Origin of the sequence: Rathayibacter sp. VKM Ac-2804 (assembly GCF_009866655.1) — a bacterium.
Taxonomy (GTDB): domain Bacteria; phylum Actinomycetota; class Actinomycetes; order Actinomycetales; family Microbacteriaceae; genus Rathayibacter.
In genome coordinates, this window is the sequence record NZ_CP047420.1 from 2,430,498 (window position 1) to 2,445,857 (window position 15,360).

Below are 15,360 nucleotides of genomic sequence, written 5' to 3' on the forward strand. Positions count from 1 at the left end.
ATCAATCGGCCGGCTCGGCGCACTGACGTCAGCTCTCGCGGGTCGACGGCTCCAGGCCCGGAGCCGGGCGGATCGTGAGGGTCGCGGGACCGCCCGCCACGACGGTGGCGAACGGGCCCGCGGCGCCTCCGAGCTCAGCGGCGATGACGGTATCCGCGTCCCGACGAAGCGCCTCTTACAGCAGGTCGATCGTCGTCGTTGCGGCTGCCGCATCTCCGGAGAAGGCGGCGGCCTCGATGATCGCCGACGAAGCGGCGGGGACGAAACCGTCGTCGGTCCACCGGTGGGTGGGGCGAGTGGAGCCGTTGATCGTGATGGTTGCCGTTGCGCCGGCGTCGATCCACGCAGGGGCGAACCCGACGAGCACGCGATGCGGGAAGTCGTGAGCGTCGATGAGGGCGTAGAGCTGCACGACGTGGCGACCGGCTCGATCACCGGTGTTCGTGACGGTGACGGTGGCGTCGAAGTGCTCCTGTTCGACGGCGCTCACGGTGACGCGATCGATGCTGAACGTCGTGTACGACAGACCGAATCCCAAGGGGAACGCGGCGCGGTTTCCGTCGCGGTCGAGGAGCCGTTGTCCATGCCAGCGGTCGTAGGTGATCGCGGTGGCGTCGATGTCGAAGAAGGGCAGGTGAGCTTCATCGGCGGGGATGGAGTACGGCAGTCGGCCGGTGGCGTCGTGGTGGCCGAGGAGGACGTCCGTGAGGGCCGACCCTCCCTCTGTGCCGCTGTACCAGCCGATGAGGACGGCCGGAACCTCGTCCCGCCACTCCTCGGTGATGACGGCTCCTGCCGTCACGACGACCACGACGGTGCGCGGATTCGCCGTCGCAGTCGCGCGGATGATGTCCGCGTCGATGGGGCGCACGCGCAGGGATCGGCGATCGCCGCCCGTCGCCGATCCCATCACAGTGCCGCTGGCCTCGGTCATGAGGGCACTCATGTCGACGCCTTCCGGGGCGGGGGGGAAGAGGGCGAGGAGAGAGGGGTCGTTCATGAGGTCGCCGAGGTACTCGCCCTCATCGGCTGAGGTGTAGCCGACGACGACGATCGCGACATCGGCGTCGGCGGACGCGGCTGCGGCCGCCGCCGGATCATCGGCTTCCACGAAGTCGACTCTCGCACCTGGCACAGCGGCGCGGATCCCGTCCAGGGGCGTGACCACCTGCGGAGAACGGACGTTCGAGGAGCCCTCGTCGCCGGTGTTGGCCAGCCCCGCCAGCCGACCGATCACCGAGACGCGCCGCAGCGAAGCCGCGTCCAGGGGCAGCAGCGGGCGGCCGTCCACGTCATCGTTCTTGAGAAGAACTGCCGCAGTGGCGGCGGCTTCACGGGCCAGCGCTCGGTGCTCATCCGAGAAGACCACCTCGATCGACGGCTCTGCGTCGAGCTCGCGCGCGAAGAACGCGAGCTGTGTAGCGAGGATGCGCGTCCCGGCGCGCTCGACGTCGTCCCAGGACGCCCGCCCGGCATCGAGGTCGGCCGGCAGGGAGTGTGCCCGCTGCTGACGGAAGGGCTCTTCGACGTCCAGACCGGCGTGCAGGGACTTCGCGGCGTCGCGAAGCCCGAAGATGAAGTCCGAGACGGTGACCCCCTGAAAGCCCCACCTCTCCCGCAGAACGCCCTCCATCAGGGCCTCGTTCTCTCCCGCCCATTCGCCGTTGACGCTGTTGTAGGCGGTCATGATCCCATCGACGCCCTCCTCGACCGTGCGCCGGAAGTGCGGGAGGTAGACCTCGTGAAGGGCGGCGTCATCGGCGGTGACGTCCGCCACGAACCGAGCGTTCTCCATCGAGTTCAGCGCGAAGTGCTTCGACACGGCCATGGTGTGGTGTCGGACCCCGCGAGTGAGAGCTGCGCCGAATTCACCGAGCGCGTAGCTGTCCTCGCCGTACGTCTCCTGCGCGCGCCCCCACGCGGGGTGGCGAGGCAGATTGATGCAGACACCTCCGAAGAAGTTCCCGCCCTGGGCCCGGACTTCCGCGCCGATGGCGATCCCGATCCGCTCCTCGAGCGCGAGATCCCAGGTGGCTCCGCGAGCCATCGAGACCGGGAACGCGGTCGAGGCACCCATGACCGCGCCGCGGGGCCCATCGCTGAACCGGAGCCCCGGCACGCCGATTCGATCGATCCGGCCCATGACGATGGGGACGCTGTTGTATCGCTGCGCCATCTCCCCCATGCCCGGCCAGAAGTCGTCGTCGCCGTCGAGAAGACCCAGCTTCTCCTCCGCCGTCAGCTGAGCGAGGAGCGCAGCGGCCTCCGCTTGCGCGGCGTGACCCCCACGCACGCGCTCTACGGCGTCATCGAACAGGGTGTGAGTGGTCGTCATCGACTTTCCTCCGATCGACCTCCGTCGGCATTCGCCGCCGACTGAGGTGCTTCCAGGGTGGAACCGTTACCCGCATCAGTGCGGGTAAGGAGATGGTAGACATGAACCTGTGACTGCGCAAGAAGTGCCGGGTGGGGCTTCGGCCGGCACGCCTTCGCGCATACGCTTGGCTCCCGAGGTGCGGCGCGCGATGATCGTTGAGCGCGCCACGACGTTGATCTCCGAGCGCGGGTTCAACGCCTTCACCCTGCTGGGGCTCGCTGAAGCGTGCGGGATGACGCGGCGAGGGCTCGATCACTACTTCGGCTCCCGCGACGAGATCCTCATCGCCGTCCTGCGTCACCGCGACTCGGAGGACATCGCGCTTCTCGGTAACACCGGGGCGCCCAGGGATCGAGAAGCCACGTGGCGCGCCCTGGACGACGCCGTCCGTCGCAATGCGTCGCAGCGCGAGATCGTGCGGCTCTACACCGTGCTGGGTTCCGAATCCCTCGACCCGGCGCATCCGGCGCACGACTACTTCCAGGAGCGCGCCCGCTCCGCGCGGAAGACCTTTGTCGAATCTATCGAGTGCTGGCACCCCCGGCCCGAAGCGTTCGCAACAGTAGTGCTGGCACTGCTGGACGGAGTTCAGATCAGCTGGCTTCGAGACCCGGCTCTTGATCTCTTCGAGCTTTGGCGCGACGCGGGATCACTTCTTGATCGAGACTCCACTCCCTGAACCCCCGTCGCAACAGGCCGTCAGCATGATGGGCAGCCGTCTCTCTCGACGTCGACCTGACGCGCCGTCAGATTCCGCCAGCCCAGCCCTTCATCTGGATGCGACATGAAGCGGCGCTAGAACACCGTCACTTCACGCCGCGATCCACAACACTCGGGGCCGCGGATTTCTGCAACGCTCGGTGTCGCGTCCACGTGTACCGGTGAACGATCGGCTATCGGGACGGTGTGAAGATTCGTAGGGTCGGACGCGTGGAACCGTCTTCCCAGCTCCCCGCCCTCGGGGCTCCGGCCACTCGTGCACTCGATGACGCGGGCGTGCACGACCTCAACGACTTGCGGCGGGTGGGATTCGACCACCTCGCCAGCCTCCACGGAGTGGGGCCGAAGGCGCTCCGCCTCCTTCGACAGGCCCTCGACGCCGCCGACGGCACGGATCCCTCGACGACCACTCGAAGATAGTGATGTAACCGCTGTTACACTCTCGCCTGTGACTGATACCGCCTGGCTTCTCCTCGTCCCTCGTATCCCTGCTCAGCCCTCGCGCCACCGGGTCGCCGTCTGGCGGGAGCTGCGCCGCCTCGGAGCGGTGCCCGCCGCGGCGGGCATGTGGGCGGTCCCCGATCTGCCCGCGTTCTCCGAGGGCCTGACCTCGATCCGCGAGCTGGCCGCGCGCGGTGACGGTGGCCTGACCGTGTTCCGCGCGACGGGCCATAGCGACGGCGACGCGAACGATCTGCGCGACGTGTTCACGAGCGCCCGGGTGGACGAGTGGAACGAGTTCGTTGCGGACTGCGGGAAGTTCGACGCGGAGATCGATCGGGAGTTCGCGAAGGAGAAGTTCACCTTCGGGGAGCTCGAGGAGGAGGAGCAGAGCCTGGATCGGCTGCGCCGCTGGCACCGCGACCTGCTCCGCCGCGACGCCTTCGGCCAGCCCGAGGCACAGCAGGCGACCGGACGCCTCACCGCCAGCACCGAGAAGCTGGCGACGTACTCCGAGCGCGTCTACGCGGTGAATCTGCCGGCCGATCCCGTGATCCCGGAGTGACCCCCTCTTGGCTCGGACCACTCCTCGCCGTCGCCGGAGGGGTGGCACTCCTCTGGTGCGCCCTGGTCGCCGTGCTGTGGGCGCAGCAGCGTCGAGCAGGGCGCTCGGTCGACTGGCGCGCGGCGATGCGTCTCGTTCCCGACGTCGTCCGACTGCTCCGCGCGCTCATCGCGGATCGGACCGTTCCTCGCGTCGTGCGCTGGTCGCTGGTCGGCCTGCTCGCCTACCTCCTCCTCCCCGTCGATCTGATCCCCGACGTCATCCCTGTGCTCGGAGTCGCCGACGACGTCCTCCTCGTCGCCGTCGTCCTGCGCTTCGCCGTGCGGCGGGCAGGCGTCGCGACGATCAGTCGGCACTGGTCCGGCACCGACGAGGGGCTGCACAGCGTTCTGACGCTCACCGGCGCTGGAACCGGCTCCGAGACGGGACGATCGGAGCACCTTCCGCCCTCGTAGGTCTAGTATCTGCGTATGCACTTGGATACGGAGACAAGCAGACACGGCGTCGACTCGGAGTACGTCGAGCTGGCCGTGGAGGTGTTCGCGATGCTCGCCGACGCCACGCGCGTGCGCATCGTCCTGGCCCTGCACGACGCGGGCGAGCTGCCGGTGAACGCCCTGGCCGAGGCGGTGCAGAAGAGCCCAGCGGCCGTATCGCAGCACCTCGCGAAGCTGCGGCTCGGGCGAATGGTGCTGACGCGCCGGGAGGGCACGACGATCCACTACCGGCTCACCGACGAGCACGCCTCCGAGCTTGTCGTGGACGCGATCAAGCAGGCGGAGCACGTCGTCGGACACGCGCCGCACCATCAGGGGGACGGGGCGGCGGGATGACCGGTCGCGAGCACGAACGCACGAGCCCTCACGAGCACCACGACGATCACCCGCACGACCACGAGCACGAGCATTCGCACCCGCACGACCACGACCACGACCATGCGCACGACCACCCGCACGACCACGAGCACGGCCACCCGCACGGCGGCCTGCGGGGATTCCTCTACGACCTGTTCGTGCCCCACACCCACGATGCGGCCGACTCGATCGACGACGCGCTGGAGGCCTCGACGGCGGGCGTGCGCGCGCTGAAGATCAGCCTTCTCGTCCTCCTCGCGACCACCGTCCTGCAGGCGGCGCTCGTCGCGCTCACCGGCTCGGTCGCGCTGCTCGCGGACACGATCCACAACTTCGCCGACGCGCTGACCGCGGTGCCGCTCTGGATCGCGTTCGTCCTCGGCCGCCGCGCCGCCACCCGCCGCTACACCTTCGGCTTCGGGCGCGCGGAGGACCTCGCCGGCATGGTCATCGTGCTCGTCGTCGCACTGTCCGCTGTCGTCGCGGGCTGGGAGGCCGTGGCCCGACTTCTCGACCCGCGCCCGATCGAGAACCCGTGGCTGCTCGTCGCGGCCGGCCTGATCGGCTTCGCCGGCAACGAGCTGGTCGCCATCTACCGCATCCGCGTCGGCCGTCGGATCGGGTCCGCGGCCCTCGTCGCGGACGGTGTGCACGCGCGCCTCGACGGCTTCACCTCACTCTCCGTCGTCCTCGGCGCGATCGGCGTGATGCTCGGCTTCCCGCTCGCGGACCCGATCATCGGGCTCCTCATCGCTGCGTCGATCCTCGTTTTGCTCTGGGGGACCGTGCGATCCATCGGCGCCCGCCTGATGGACGCGATCGCTCCAGACCTGCTCGACCGCGCCGAGTACGCCCTCCAGAACGCCCCGGGCGTGACGGCGGTCGAGAGCCTCCGACTGCGCTGGATCGGGCACCGGCTCACCGGCTCGGCCACCGTGCGAGTCACCGCCACCAACTTCGCCGACGCCGCCAGCACAGGAGCCCTGGCCGAGAAGCAGCTTCGCCAGGAGCTCGGCAATCTCGACGTCTTCACTGTCGCGATCGCGCCCACGCTCACGCCCGCGACCCGGTAGACGATCCTCTAACGGGACAGCCCGCGCCCCCTCTTGCTATGCACGACGGGGTTCCATCGTCTCGATCGACGTCGAACGCTCACCCGCGACGTCGACGCGGACAGGAACAGCGCTATCGAGCCCCTCTGGTGGGTCCACTACGTAGGTCCAGAGAACAGCGTCGTCCTGGCACAAGCTCGACTTACCGACCCATCGTTGTGTCGTGATGCGTAGGTGATCGGAGGCGATCACCTCCAGCGCGACAGGCACGAGAGGACAGTTGCCGCTTCCGATGATGGTCACCTCTAGACCGGCTTCGTCATCCAGCCACCGCGCAGGGCTGGTCGCGAAACCTTCGACACCACCGCGGTAGAACGAGCGGTAAACAGCATCCTCTGGAGCGGGCACAGGAGAGTTCTCGACCAGCGGCAGCTCGGTTTCAGCGGGAGCGCAGCCGACCATCATCAGGCCGAGCAAGCAGGCTCCCGGCAGAATCAGACGACGACCCCTCATGCGCGTCAGCCTATGCTCCGACCTATCAAGATCGTCACGCTCGCCGGCGCGGACCACCTTCGCCGCGCGCACACCGGTCGATCGGTGAGAACGTCTAACGATCTGCCCGGTCAGCGATTCCCTAGCGGAACGGCCACTGCGCCTTCATGCTCGGTCTAGCGCCGGTTGCAGAACAGCGACGAACGCCAGCACTATCACCAGGGTCGCTATCGTCGCCGCAAAGAGCGCCTGGCGGGCGGGAGAGTCCAGCAGGCGTCGGGTCGTGCCGTTGACTTCAGCAGCACTTGCGATGGGTTCGTTCTTCAGAGGTCACGCCGGGTGGTGAGTGGCTCGGAGCCGAGAACCTCCAGCAGGGCGAGGTTCTCGGCGTCGCGTGAGCCTGCCGGTGCGGTGTAGAGCACGAGGTGCTGGTCGCGTTCAGTGATGGCGAGGGAGTCGCAGTCGACGGTGATCGCCCCCACCGGTGTACGGCGGAACGTCTTCCGCAGGGGTGGCGGCGTCTGAACGTCGTGCCGGCTCCAGAGCCGTGCGAACTCGGCGCTGCCGGTCTGGAGGTCGTCGATGAGTTCCGCGACGACGGGGTCTGAGGGGTACGTGGCGTGAGCGTTGCGGAGCTGCGTGACGACGCCCTCTTGGAACGCGATCTCGTCCGAGATTCCGTAGATCGCTTCCGTTGGCTGCTCGGCGGCGAGGAAGGTCTTCCTCGCGAGGTTGCGGTCGCGCGGCGGCAGCAACGAGAAGTCCTCCATGAGGGCTGCTGCGAGCTCGTTCCATGCGAGCACCTCGAAGGTGGCGGACAGGACGATGCCGGCGGTGTGCGGGAGTCGTTCGAGGAGCGCGAGAACGCTCGGTCGAACGTCGCGACGGTGCAAGCCCGACGGGGTCGGAGCGGTGCCGGCGAGCCGGTGCAGGTGGTCGGACTCCTCGGACGTGAGACGGAGAGCACCAGCGATACCACCGAGGACGACGTCCGAGGGTCGAGGAGCGCGGCCCTGTTCGAGACGGGCGTAGTACTCGGTGGAGATGTGCGCGAGAACGGCGATCTCCTCCCGGCGCAGTCCCGGTGTTCTGCGGCGTGGTCCCGACGGTAATCCGACGTCCTCCGGCCGAAGACGCTCGCGGCGACTTCGGAGGAACGCTGCAAGCTCACCCTTGTCCATGCTCCCCAGTGTGCGCCTGCGCCGGCGATGGATCCTCGTACCGTTTGTGCCTGGATGCGGATTCTGCGGGCGGCGACGGTGTTCGTATGACACACACCAACGAATCCACACCGGTCGGCCTGCTGACCGGCAAAGTCATCTTCATCACCGGAGCCAGCCGTGGCATCGGCGCCGCAGCGGCTCGCCTCTTCGCCGGCGAGGGTGCCGCTGTCGTGCTGGCGGCCCGCAACACGAAAGCGCTCGGCTCGATCGTCGACGAGATCCGCGGTCGGGGCGGCACGGCTGATGCCGTTGCCATGGACCTCGCTGACCGGGCGAGTATCCGCGCCGCCGTGGACTCCGTCGAGGAGCTCCACGGACGCCTCGACGGCGCCTTCAACAACGGCGGCGTGAACCAGCAGAACGTCGGTCCCCTCGACACCACTTCCGACGACGACATCGACGAGCAGTTCGCGGTGAACTTCCGTGCTCACTGGGTCGCGATGCTTGCCGAAGCAGCCCTCATGAGGAAGTCCGGAGGAGGTGCGATCGTCAACACCTCCAGCATCGGCAGCCGCCGCGCAGTTCCGCCCCTGCCCGCGTACGCGGCGATGAAGCGAGCACTGAACAGCATCACCGAGACCGCGGCGGTGACCTGGGCCGGGGAAGGCATCCGCGTCAACGGGATCACGCCAGGTGGAACCGCAACGGAAATGATGGACGAGTGGGAGAAGAAGACGCCGGGCATCATCGACGCGAGCAACTCAGCCAGCCCCATCGGCCGCATGGCGACCGCCCTCGAAGTCGCCGAAGTCGCCGGTTTCCTCCTGAGCGACCGCGCCTCAGCCGTGACGGGCGCCATCGTGCCCGTCGACGGCGGCGCCGGCGCCTGAGGCAGGGGGAACGCACATGACCGACACAACCACCGACAACGGCTCGACCCGCGGTAGCGGACCCTCTTGGACGGACCTCAGCAGCCGGGTGGCGGTCGTCACCGGGGCCAGCCGAGGGATCGGGCAAGCGATTGCAATCCGACTCGGCCTCCTCGGCGCCAGCGTCGTCGTGAACTACTCACGCGACGCAGCAGGAGCAGCAGACACCGTCGCCGCCATCACGGCAGCCGGCTCCAACGCCGTGGCCGTCCAGGCCGACGTGTCAGATCCGAGGCAGGTCGACTCGCTGTTCACCTCAGCGCTAGCTCAGTTCGGAGGTGTCGACCTCGTCGTGGCGAACGCCGGTATCGATGAAACCGGCGGACCGATCGTCGACGTCACCGAAGCGGATTACGACCGGATGTTCGGCGTCAACGCCAAGGGTGCGTTCTTCACGCTCCAGCAGGCAGCACGCACGGTGAACCGGGGCGGAACGATTCTCTACATCGGATCAGGTTCCGTACTGCGACCCGTGGCAGGGTTCGGGCTCTACGCGTCCAGCAAGCTGGTCGGCGGGTACCTCACCGGGGTGCTTGCTCAGGAGGTCGGGGGGCGTGGCGTGACCGTCAACACCATCATCGCCAGCGCGACGGACGGCGCCGGGTACTTCGCCGCCGCGTCCGATGACGACCCGCTCCGCACGCTGGTGCAGACCGCCAGCCCCCTCGGATCAAGGATGGGCTCGGTCGATGACGTAGCCGACGCGGTCGAGTTCTTCGTCGGCCCGCTCGCACGCTGGGTCAGCGGCGGCGAACTCCTCGTCAGCGGCGGACAGAACTGAAGGCGAGTATGCGGTGGGGGGACGTCGGTGCGAGCGCGACGGCGTGGCGAAAAAGGCCGCCATGCAGAGCGTCGAGCAATGTGAGTGCGGCCCGATGCGGATCCACATCGTGACGCAAGGGGGAGCGCTCGAGGAGTGCGGTGGAAGAGCGCGCTTGCTTGCTCCAGCCGTCCCGTAGGAGCGCAGCTGATGCCGGAGACCAGATGTCGCGCATCAGAGCACCGAGGCCCGACCGAGCCGCCTCGGACGATGAGGCTGCGAACTTCTCCTCGAGGTAGGCGCGGAGCTCGGCCACTTCGTCGCCTGGTCGCGTCGAAGGTCGACGTCCCGTCCCGGATCAGGTGGTCGTTGAGGTCGACGGAGCCGTCGAAGTAGTCCTGCGCCGGCGAGGGGAAGCTCGCGGCGACCGCGTCGGCGGCGACGAGGAAGGTGACGGCGACGGCCTCAGCGGCCGGAGTCGCGATGCGATCCACGACGGTCACGGACATAGTTTTCCCTTCACCGGATCGAACACACGTTCGAATCGGATCGAGTGCAAGCCGATGCCACTGACACTCCCCCTTCCGCTCCTCCGCCGCGGCCGAGAGCCGAGGTGGACAGGCGGGGTCGGTTCGCCGAGCTCGGTCCTCCCGTCAGCCCGCCGCCCTGACCGGCGGCACCTCCGACGAGATACGCAACCCGGTCCCGCCGTGCGAGTCGGCGATCAGCCGGCGCACCCACTCGGAGTTGATCGGTGGCGTCGCGCCGGTGAGGAACGTGAAGCGCAGCGGGATGGTCGGATGCATCCAGAGGGTCGTGCGGCCGTTGCCGACCTTCAGCGAGTCCTTCCAGGAGAAGAAGAAGCCCTCGTTGCGGCCGAGCTTGGCGCCGATCACGATCTTCAGGTGGGCGAGGAGGCGGTCCTCGAAGTCGACCTCGTACGAGGAGTTGTACACGAGCCTGCCCATGCGGGTCCTGCCGTCGGATGCACCTGACGCGGTGCCGAGACCCACCGGGAAGACGTCCGGGCGGTCGGGGCGAAGGCTACGCCCCTTCGGACCGCAGGAGGGCGATCCCTCGGGGGCCGACCCGGGTCCGTCCGGTGCCCGCGTTCGTCGGTGTTCCGCCGCGTCGCCTCTGGTGCGCACCGCCAAGGTGGCCTACGCTCGCTCCGACCTCGATTCGACCTGCGCCCGGACCCGCGCATCTCGTCACCGGCGCGGTGCCTTCACGGGCGGTGATCGTCCCCCCTGGATCCCTTCCTCGAAGAAGAGGTCATGTCCCCGGCAGGCACCGCAGTCGCACTCGCTCTCGAAGCACTGATCGCCTCCCTGGTGACTCCGGGGGCCATCCATCCCGGCCTGGCCCGGCAGGTCAGCGATCATGCGGCTCGAGCGCTCCGCCCGACTCTGCATCGCCGCGTCCCCGCCGACGGCTCTCCGCTCGCGGCGTTCACGGGGGTCGGCGCAGAGCCCGCCGGCTCCGCAGCCGCGCACCTCTGATGACGGACGGCACACCCCTGCACCGGTCGCCCTCGAAAGGCACTCCGTCAGGCGCGCCGCCGACTCTCGTCGAGGTCGCCGCCTCCCTCCCCGGCCCCGTCTACACCTTCGCGTCACCGCACCACCTCGAGCCGTTCACCGCCTCGGCCGCCCTCGCCAGCGGACGCACGGTCTCCGTCAGCGTGTCCTACACCTTCTACCGGCATCCCGCTCGGAGGGAGGACCCGCGCAACTTCGTCGACCTCTCCCCTGCGCAGCGCACCGCGATCGCCCGTGCCGACTCGTCGACCCTGCCCGCGTGGCTGCGCGATCAGATCCGCCGCATGCGCTACCCCACCCTGTTCGAGGCGGTGCGGACCTCGCTGCCCATCCCCGCCGAGCGCGCGCACCCGCTCGAGGCGCGCCTCGAAGCGCACCTCGTCGACTCCCTGCGCTCGCTCTTCCCCGGCCAGCCCGTCTCCGAGCGCCTCCGCACCGTCCGCGGCGCACCGCTGGCCGGCCACGAGGTCCGCCGGGGCGTGCCGCTGCCGATCGACGGCGAGCCGCACCGCAGCCACCGGGTCGAGATCGCCCCGCACTTCCTCGCGATCGGTGCCCGCCTCGACGACCGCTACGTCACCGCCGTGATCCCCTGGGAGCTGCGCACCCTGATCACGCCGGCCCTCGAGACGCTCTGAGTCCGGGGGACGGCACGGGCCCCGACTTTGCGGTGCACGGACCCGGAGTGTCGCATCGCCCAGCCCCTCCCCCGCTACTCGAGGACGATGGTGAAGAACGCGCCCTCGTCGTCCCGTGATGCGCTCGGCCGCGAGGGAGCCGCGCCCGGTCTCCTCCCCGCCGGAGGAGAGGAACTCGGAGACGCTCTCGCCGAGGATCCCCGCGGTACAGGTCTTCCGCATCACGACCGCGCCGACCCGGTCCCCGTCGCCGTCCAGGCCTGGCAGCGGCGCCGGGTCCCAGCCGCTCCTCGAGAAGCGGGCCGTGAGCGTCGTCGGGCGCGACGCGAGGTCGTCGGAGTCATCGGTCGTGCTGACGAGTGCAGGAAGCCCGCCGCGCCGACGCGCCGATCGACTGGTCAGCCGGTGCTGTATGGTCACCGCATGCTGACCAGTGCTTCGCGCCTCGACGTCATGAACCGCCTGGGCCGGGCGATGGCCGACCCGACCCGCTCGCGGATCCTGCTGTCCCTGATCGAGCAGCCCGGGTATCCCGGCGAGCTGGCGCGGTCGCTCGGGCTGACGCGCTCGAACGTGTCCAATCATCTGACCTGCCTGCGCGGCTGCGGGATCGTCGCGGCGGTCCCGGAGGGGCGCAGCACCCGGTACGAGCTCGCGGATCCGCACCTGGCGAGGGCGCTGACGACGCTGGTCGACGTGGTGCTCGCGGTCGACGACGGCGCGGAGTGCACGGACGAGGACTGCGACGTCCCGCTGTGCTGCGGGGTGCCGGAGTGAGCGCGGAGTGCTGCGGCAGCGACGAGCCGACCACCCCGCGCCGGACCCCGGTGTTGCGATCGCGGAGCACCGGAGACGTCTGCTGCGCGGCCGAGGGCGCACCGGTCACCGTGGCCCTCGGCTCGCGCCCCGCGTCGACCGAGCACGAGCGGAACGACCACGACGGTCCCTCCGGATCGGAGCACGGCCCTCGCGCTCACGACGACGACGAGCACGACCACGGCTCCGGCGAGGAGTCGGTCGTGTGGTGGCGCGACCCCGGCGTCCTGATCCCGCTCGCCGCCGGTGTGCTGCTGCTCGCCGGCTCCGTCCTGGAGTGGACGGGGCTGGAGCTCGCGGGCAAGGTCGTGCTCGGCGCGAGTCTCGTCGTCGGCGCGTCGACGTTCACGCCGGGAGCCGTGCGGCGGCTGCTGCGCGGCAGGCTCGGGGTGGGCCTGCTGATGACGATCGCGGCTGTCGGAGCCGTCCTGCTCGGACACGTCGGGGAGGCGGCGGCTCTGGCGTTCCTCTTCTCGATCGCGGAGGCGCTCGAGGACCGCGCGATGGACCGGGCCCGCGGCGGCCTCCGCGCCCTGCTGGATCTCCTCCCGGACACCGCGATCGTCTCCCGCCTGCACGGCGACGTGACGGTCCCCGCCCGCGAGCTGCGCGAGCTCGACCTGCTCGTCGTGCGCCCCGGCGACCGGATCGCGACGGACGGCGTCGTCGTCTCCGGCCGCAGCAGCATCGACACGTCCGCGGTCACGGGCGAGTCGATCCCCGTCGACGTCGTCCCGGGCGACGCCGTCTCCGCCGGGGCGATCAACGGCGGCGGAGCCCTGCAGATCGAGGCGACCGCCGCGGGCACGGACAACTCCATGACGACGATCGTGCGGCTGGTCGAGCAGGCCCACGCCCGCAAGGGCGAGCGGGCCCGGCTCGCGGACCGCATCGCGAAGCCCCTGATCCCCGCCGTGCTCCTGCTCGCCGCGGGCATCGCCCTGCTCGGCGTCCTCCTCGGCGACACCACCACCTGGACCGAGCGGGCCCTCGTCGTGCTCGTCGCCGCGTCTCCGTGCGCCCTCGCGATCGCCGTGCCGGTGACGGTCGTCTCCGCGATCGGCGCGGGCAGCCGCTTCGGCCTCATCATCACGTCCGGCGAGGCGTTCGAGCGTCTCGGCACGGTGCAGGTCGTCGCGTTCGACAAGACCGGCACCCTCACCGCCGGCCGCCCGAGCGTCACCGACGTCGCCACCGCTCCCGGCGTGTCCCGCGAGGACGTCCTGTCCCTCGCCGCCGCGCTCGAGGCGCAGAGCACCCATCCGCTCGCCGCGGCGATCCTCGCCGCCGCCCCGGCACCCGCGCCGGTCGACGGCGTCGTCGAGCATCCCGGCGACGGCATCACCGGGACCCTCGCCGGAGTCCCGGTGCGCATCGGCAGCCCGCGCTGGGTGCCCGCGGGAGGGCTGACGGCCCGGCTGGAGGCGATGGAGAGCGCCGGGATGACGGCCGTCGTCGTCGAACGCGGCGGCACGGTCCTCGGCGTGATCGGCATCCGAGACGAGCTCGAGCCCGGGGCGGTCGAGACGATCGCGGAGCTCGAGCGGCAGCACATCGGCGTCGTCATGCTCACGGGCGACAACACCCGCACCGCGCACGCCCTCGCGGCTCAGGCCGGCATCTCCGATGTCCGCGCCGAGCAGCGGCCCGCCGATAAGGCCGCCGCGATCGAGCAGCTCCGCCGGCACTGCCGGGTGGCGATGATCGGCGACGGCATCAACGACGCCCCTGCGCTCGCGAGCGCGGACGTCGGGATCGCGATGGGCGCGACAGGCTCCGCCGCCGCGATCGAATCCGCGGACGTCGCCTTCACCGGCACGGACCTCCGACTGATCCCCGCCGCGCTCCTGCACGCCCGGCGCGGCCGCCGCATCATGACCGCCAACCTGATCCTCGCGCTCGCCGTGATCGTCGTCCTCCTCCCCCTCGCACTCCTCGGCCTCCTGGGCCTCTCCGGCGTCGTCCTCGTCCACGAGCTCGCGGAGGTCGTCATCATCGCCAACGGCCTCCGCGCGGCCCGCCGCGCACCACCCGCCCTCCCGCCCGCCTGACCGCCTCACCGCACTCGCCCCCTCGCCTGACCGCGCCCGCCCCCGCTGCACCCCTCCCACCCCCGAGCGGACCGGCAACGGGCTCCAGCACCTCACCAGCCACCCTCCCGGGTCCCCTCGCGGCGCATCCGGAAGCAGCGCGCCACGATCAGCACCTTCCTCGTCGAGCACGCCGCGCTCGTGCCGATCGGCTTCTGGGCCGCCGTCGCCGTCGTGACGGCGCTCGCCGCGGTGCTGCACCACCGACGCGGAAGACGCTCCTCGTCCTCGCGGCGCTCGCCCTCCTCGCCGGGGTGGGGACGAGGCCGTCACCCGGACGGACCCTCCTCGCCTTTATGCTCGCAGGAGGAGGTGTCGACGATGATGCACCCGGCAGGAACACGAGTCTCTCCCGGCCCGGACGAGGCGGAGCGCCGCCGTCGCGAGGCCGCAGCCCGAGCGATGCGGGAGAGCGGTCGCCCGCTCACGGCCTTCGCCGTCCGCCACCGCCGAGGACTCGACGTCGCCTTCCTCGTCGACGGCACGGAGGGCGACTTCCAGATCGGCATGGGCGCCGCCTCGGAGGACTTCCGGAGCGTCCTCACCCTCGGCGTGGACCAGGAGGGCGGCCGGATGCACGCGGTGTCGGAGTGGATCGTCGACGGGAGGACCCGCCCCGTCCCGATCAGGATCCTGCACCGGTCGTCGACGGTGATCCTCGTCGAGGCCGCGCACCTCCCGCTCGAGCGCCGCCCCGCCTCGCTGAAGTGCTGGTCGTTCCTCCGCCGGCACGGCGTCGACCATCACGCGGAGGTCGTCGACCACGTCTCCCCGGAGCTGTCGGGACTGCCCCCGGTCGAGTTCGTGACCGACCCGAGGACGTCCCCGGCCCGCTGACCGCGGCGCACGGATCCGTCCCACGCTCCGACCAATCCGCCCGGGACGACCGCTGCGAAAAGGGTCAGGACGTCCTGGTCCGGAC

General features: G+C 70.1%; 16 protein-coding genes and 1 pseudogene. 11 read left to right on the forward strand and 6 right to left on the reverse strand.

The genetic code is table 11. The features are described from left to right. Window positions 1-175: 175 nt before the first annotated feature. Window positions 176-2,335 carry a glycoside hydrolase family 3 C-terminal domain-containing protein gene (locus tag GTU73_RS11465; protein ID WP_160089587.1) on the reverse strand — a complete coding sequence of 720 codons (2,160 nt, stop codon included), beginning with the start codon at window positions 2,333-2,335 and terminating at the stop codon, window positions 176-178. 109 nt (window positions 2,336-2,444) lie between these two features. Between GTU73_RS11465 and GTU73_RS11470 the strand changes: the two genes are divergently transcribed. The 4 genes from GTU73_RS11470 (at window position 2,445) to GTU73_RS11485 (ending at window position 4,936) form a co-directional block, all read left to right on the forward strand. Further along, window positions 2,445-3,056 (forward strand): TetR/AcrR family transcriptional regulator, encoded by a 612-nt coding sequence (locus GTU73_RS11470; RefSeq protein WP_160089589.1) that lies wholly within the window; start codon window positions 2,445-2,447, stop codon window positions 3,054-3,056. Between the two features lie 489 nt (window positions 3,057-3,545). Next, window positions 3,546-4,103: a Chromate resistance protein ChrB gene (locus GTU73_RS11475; protein ID WP_160089591.1), complete on the forward strand. Its 558-nt coding sequence runs from the start codon at window positions 3,546-3,548 to the stop codon at window positions 4,101-4,103. A gap of 41 nt (window positions 4,104-4,144) precedes the next feature. Continuing rightward, on the forward strand, window positions 4,145-4,558 hold the full coding sequence (locus tag GTU73_RS11480; protein WP_244231616.1) for a DUF1232 domain-containing protein: 414 nt from the start codon (window positions 4,145-4,147) through the stop codon (window positions 4,556-4,558). Between the two features lie 15 nt (window positions 4,559-4,573). Then, a complete protein-coding gene (locus GTU73_RS11485) occupies window positions 4,574-4,936 on the forward strand; it encodes a metalloregulator ArsR/SmtB family transcription factor (protein WP_160089593.1) in 363 nt (120 codons plus the stop codon). On the opposite strand, the gene GTU73_RS19330 is transcribed toward GTU73_RS11485, so the two are convergent. Continuing rightward, the gene (locus tag GTU73_RS19330; RefSeq protein ID WP_244231617.1) at window positions 4,912-5,124 is read right to left on the reverse strand and encodes a hypothetical protein; all 213 of its coding nucleotides are present in this window, start codon (window positions 5,122-5,124) and stop codon (window positions 4,912-4,914) included. The genes GTU73_RS11485 and GTU73_RS19330 overlap by 25 nt on opposite strands. Between GTU73_RS19330 and GTU73_RS11490 the strand changes: the two genes are divergently transcribed. Then, window positions 5,116-6,030 (forward strand): cation diffusion facilitator family transporter, encoded by a 915-nt coding sequence (locus GTU73_RS11490; RefSeq protein WP_244231618.1) that lies wholly within the window; start codon window positions 5,116-5,118, stop codon window positions 6,028-6,030. The two genes, GTU73_RS19330 and GTU73_RS11490, sit on opposite strands and share 9 nt — an antisense overlap. A 36-nt stretch (window positions 6,031-6,066) precedes the next feature. Here GTU73_RS11490 and GTU73_RS11495 read toward each other — a convergent pair whose 3' ends face one another. Further along, window positions 6,067-6,522: a hypothetical protein gene (locus tag GTU73_RS11495; RefSeq protein WP_160089597.1), complete on the reverse strand. Its 456-nt coding sequence runs from the start codon at window positions 6,520-6,522 to the stop codon at window positions 6,067-6,069. 302 nt (window positions 6,523-6,824) lie between these two features. Further along, the gene (locus tag GTU73_RS11500) at window positions 6,825-7,682 is read right to left on the reverse strand and encodes a helix-turn-helix transcriptional regulator (RefSeq protein ID WP_160089599.1); all 858 of its coding nucleotides are present in this window, start codon (window positions 7,680-7,682) and stop codon (window positions 6,825-6,827) included. An 86-nt stretch (window positions 7,683-7,768) separates the two neighbouring features. On the opposite strand from GTU73_RS11500, the gene GTU73_RS11505 reads away from it, so the two are divergent. Next, window positions 7,769-8,554, forward strand: coding sequence for an SDR family oxidoreductase (locus GTU73_RS11505; protein ID WP_160089601.1), 786 nt, complete (start codon window positions 7,769-7,771; stop codon window positions 8,552-8,554). Window positions 8,555-8,570: 16 nt separating this feature from the next. Continuing rightward, the gene (locus GTU73_RS11510; RefSeq protein ID WP_160089603.1) at window positions 8,571-9,374 is read left to right on the forward strand and encodes an SDR family oxidoreductase; all 804 of its coding nucleotides are present in this window, start codon (window positions 8,571-8,573) and stop codon (window positions 9,372-9,374) included. Window positions 9,375-9,688: 314 nt separating this feature from the next. On the opposite strand, the pseudogene GTU73_RS19335 reads toward GTU73_RS11510, so the two are convergent. Further along, window positions 9,689-9,862 (reverse strand): annotated as a pseudogene (locus tag GTU73_RS19335) (LexA family transcriptional regulator); the annotation flags it as partial. Between the two features lie 144 nt (window positions 9,863-10,006). Continuing rightward, window positions 10,007-10,321, reverse strand: coding sequence for an ATP-dependent DNA ligase (locus GTU73_RS11515; RefSeq protein ID WP_160089605.1), 315 nt, complete (start codon window positions 10,319-10,321; stop codon window positions 10,007-10,009). A 533-nt stretch (window positions 10,322-10,854) separates the two neighbouring features. Here GTU73_RS11515 and GTU73_RS11520 point away from each other — a divergent pair. The 4 genes from GTU73_RS11520 to GTU73_RS11535 all read left to right on the forward strand — a co-directional run bounded on the left by GTU73_RS11520 (window position 10,855) and on the right by GTU73_RS11535 (window position 15,275). Next, window positions 10,855-11,532 (forward strand): hypothetical protein, encoded by a 678-nt coding sequence (locus tag GTU73_RS11520; protein WP_160089607.1) that lies wholly within the window; start codon window positions 10,855-10,857, stop codon window positions 11,530-11,532. A gap of 423 nt (window positions 11,533-11,955) precedes the next feature. Further along, the gene (locus GTU73_RS11525; protein WP_160089609.1) at window positions 11,956-12,309 is read left to right on the forward strand and encodes a metalloregulator ArsR/SmtB family transcription factor; all 354 of its coding nucleotides are present in this window, start codon (window positions 11,956-11,958) and stop codon (window positions 12,307-12,309) included. A gap of 242 nt (window positions 12,310-12,551) precedes the next feature. After that, window positions 12,552-14,399 carry a cation-translocating P-type ATPase gene (locus GTU73_RS11530; protein WP_244231844.1) on the forward strand — a complete coding sequence of 616 codons (1,848 nt, stop codon included), beginning with the start codon at window positions 12,552-12,554 and terminating at the stop codon, window positions 14,397-14,399. Between the two features lie 441 nt (window positions 14,400-14,840). Then, entirely contained in the window at window positions 14,841-15,275 is a 435-nt protein-coding gene (locus GTU73_RS11535) for a hypothetical protein (protein ID WP_160089613.1), read from the forward strand. Window positions 15,276-15,360 lie beyond the last annotated feature (85 nt).